Annotated in this window: 2 rRNA genes; both read left to right on the top strand. The window is 52.4% G+C overall.

What is annotated here, in order from left to right:
* The first annotated feature begins 205 nt into the window (after nt 1-205).
* A 23S ribosomal RNA gene (locus tag CFB45_RS37980) occupies nt 206-3,087 on the top strand.
* A 154-nt stretch (nt 3,088-3,241) separates the two neighbouring features.
* Nucleotides 3,242-3,354, top strand: a 5S ribosomal RNA gene (gene rrf, locus CFB45_RS37975).
* Nucleotides 3,355-3,364 lie beyond the last annotated feature (10 nt).

Raw genomic sequence — 3,364 nt, 5'->3', positions numbered from 1 at the left:
TATCGGCTGTCGTTCTTTAACAATCTGGAAGAAGCAAGTAATTTGGATAGCGGAAGCGTCTTGAGATGGACGTGAAAGTTATCCGGGTTGTGATTGTATCGATGTATCTCAAGATGATTCGAACTCTATGTTTGACTCAATTGGAATACGGCACAACGCGAGAACTCAACCTGTAGCGACTGTCGATGAGACAGACTCGTTATAGGGTCAAGCGAACAAGTGCATGTGGTGGATGCCTTGGCGATCACAGGCGATGAAGGACGCGGTAGCCTGCGAAAAGCTACGGGGAGCTGGCAAACAAGCTTTGATCCGTAGATGTCCGAATGGGGAAACCCACTCCTTTTGGAGTATCCATGGCTGAATACATAGGCCATGCGAAGCGAACGCGGTGAACTGAAACATCTAAGTAACCGCAGGAAAAGAAATCAACCGAGATTCCCAAAGTAGTGGCGAGCGAAATGGGATGAGCCTTGCACTCTTTATTTGTATTGTTAGCCGAACGCTCTGGAAAGTGCGGCCATAGCAGGTGATAGCCCTGTAGGCGAAAACAGTATGAAAGAACTAGGTGTGCGACAAGTAGGGCGGGACACGTGAAATCCTGTCTGAAGATGGGGGGACCATCCTCCAAGGCTAAATACTCGTGATCGACCGATAGTGAACCAGTACCGTGAGGGAAAGGCGAAAAGAACCCCGGGAGGGGAGTGAAATAGATCCTGAAACCGCATGCATACAAACAGTCGGAGCCTCGTAAGGGGTGACGGCGTACCTTTTGTATAATGGGTCAGCGACTTACGTTCAGTAGCAAGCTTAACCGTATAGGGCAGGCGTAGCGAAAGCGAGTCCGAATAGGGCGTTCAGTTGCTGGGCGTAGACCCGAAACCAAGTGATCTATCCATGGCCAGGATGAAGGTGCGGTAACACGTACTGGAGGTCCGAACCCACTAACGTTGAAAAGTTAGGGGATGAGCTGTGGATAGGGGTGAAAGGCTAAACAAACTTGGAAATAGCTGGTTCTCTCCGAAAACTATTTAGGTAGTGCCTCGTGTCTCACCTTCGGGGGTAGAGCACTGTCATGGTTGGGGGGTCTATTGCAGATTACCCCGCCATAGCAAACTCCGAATACCGAAGAGTGCAATCACGGGAGACAGACATCGGGTGCTAACGTCCGGTGTCAAGAGGGAAACAACCCAGACCGCCAGCTAAGGTCCCCAAATATAGCTAAGTGGGAAACGAAGTGGGAAGGCTAAAACAGTCAGGAGGTTGGCTTAGAAGCAGCCACCCTTTAAAGAAAGCGTAATAGCTCACTGATCGAGTCGTCCTGCGCGGAAGATGTAACGGGGCTAAGCTATATACCGAAGCTGCGGATGCGTGCTTAGCACGCATGGTAGGAGAGCGTTCTGTAAGCCTGCGAAGGTGTCTCGGAAGGGATGCTGGAGGTATCAGAAGTGCGAATGCTGACATGAGTAGCGATAAAGGGGGTGAAAGGCCCCCTCGCCGTAAGCCCAAGGTTTCCTACGCAACGTTCATCGGCGTAGGGTGAGTCGGCCCCTAAGGCGAGGCAGAAATGCGTAGCTGATGGGAAGCAGGTCAATATTCCTGCACCATTGTTAGATGCGATGGGGGGACGGATCGCGGAAGGTTGTCCGGGTGTTGGAAGTCCCGGTCGCTGCATTGGAGAAGGCGCTTAGGCAAATCCGGGCGCGCAATTCAAGGGTGTGGCGCGAGCTCCCTAGGGAGCGAAGCAATTGGAAGTGGTTCCAAGAAAAGCCTCTAAGCTTCAGTCTAACGATGACCGTACCGCAAACCGACACAGGTGGGCGAGATGAGTATTCTAAGGCGCTTGAGAGAACTCGGGAGAAGGAACTCGGCAAATTGGTACCGTAACTTCGGGATAAGGTACGCCCTTGTAGCTTGACTGGCCTGCGCCAGGAGGGTGAAGGGGTTGCAATAAACTGGTGGCTGCGACTGTTTAATAAAAACACAGCACTCTGCAAACACGAAAGTGGACGTATAGGGTGTGACGCCTGCCCGGTGCCGGAAGATTAAATGATGGGGTGCAAGCTCTTGATTGAAGTCCCGGTAAACGGCGGCCGTAACTATAACGGTCCTAAGGTAGCGAAATTCCTTGTCGGGTAAGTTCCGACCTGCACGAATGGCGTAACGATGGCCACACTGTCTCCTCCCGAGACTCAGCGAAGTTGAAGTGTTTGTGATGATGCAATCTACCCGCGGCTAGACGGAAAGACCCCATGAACCTTTACTGTAGCTTTGCATTGGACTTTGAACCGATCTGTGTAGGATAGGTGGGAGGCTATGAAACCGGAACGCTAGTTTCGGTGGAGCCGTCCTTGAAATACCACCCTGGTTTGTTTGAGGTTCTAACCTTGGCCCGTGATCCGGGTCGGGGACAGTGCATGGTAGGCAGTTTGACTGGGGCGGTCTCCTCCCAAAGCGTAACGGAGGAGTACGAAGGTACGCTAGGTACGGTCGGAAATCGTGCTGATAGTGCAATGGCATAAGCGTGCTTAACTGCGAGACCGACAAGTCGAGCAGGTGCGAAAGCAGGTCATAGTGATCCGGTGGTTCTGTATGGAAGGGCCATCGCTCAACGGATAAAAGGTACTCTGGGGATAACAGGCTGATACCGCCCAAGAGTTCATATCGACGGCGGTGTTTGGCACCTCGATGTCGGCTCATCTCATCCTGGGGCTGTAGCCGGTCCCAAGGGTATGGCTGTTCGCCATTTAAAGAGGTACGTGAGCTGGGTTTAAAACGTCGTGAGACAGTTTGGTCCCTATCTGCCGTGGGCGTTGGATATTTGAAGGGGGCTGCTCCTAGTACGAGAGGACCGGAGTGGACGAACCTCTGGTGTACCGGTTGTCACGCCAGTGGCATCGCCGGGTAGCTATGTTCGGAAGAGATAACCGCTGAAAGCATCTAAGCGGGAAACTCGCCTTAAGATGAGATATCCCTGGGGACTAGATCCCCTTGAAGGGTCGTTCGAGACCAGGACGTTGATAGGTCAGGTGTGTAAGCGCAGTAATGCGTTCAGCTAACTGATACTAATTGCCCGTAAGGCTTGATCCTATAACAAGTCTGCCTTGTAGATCGGCGCCGTGCGCAAGCACCGGCTGCGATCCAAAGCGACAAGTTGGATTCTCGTGTGTGATACACACAACTCAAAATTACTGCTTCTTCCCAGATTGGTTGTGCTGCGAAGCCAGCGCAACAACCCTCTTTGCCTGATGACCATAGCGAGTCGGTCCCACCCCTTCCCATCCCGAACAGGACCGTGAAACGACTCTACGCCGATGATAGTGCGGATTCCCGTGTGAAAGTAGGTAATCGTCAGGCTCCCTAAGCC

The sequence above is a fragment of the Burkholderia sp. HI2500 genome (assembly GCF_002223055.1).
Classification (GTDB): domain Bacteria; phylum Pseudomonadota; class Gammaproteobacteria; order Burkholderiales; family Burkholderiaceae; genus Burkholderia.
The sequence above is the reverse complement of the archived record's forward strand: the minus strand, read 5'-3'. Positions and strand labels throughout refer to the sequence as shown.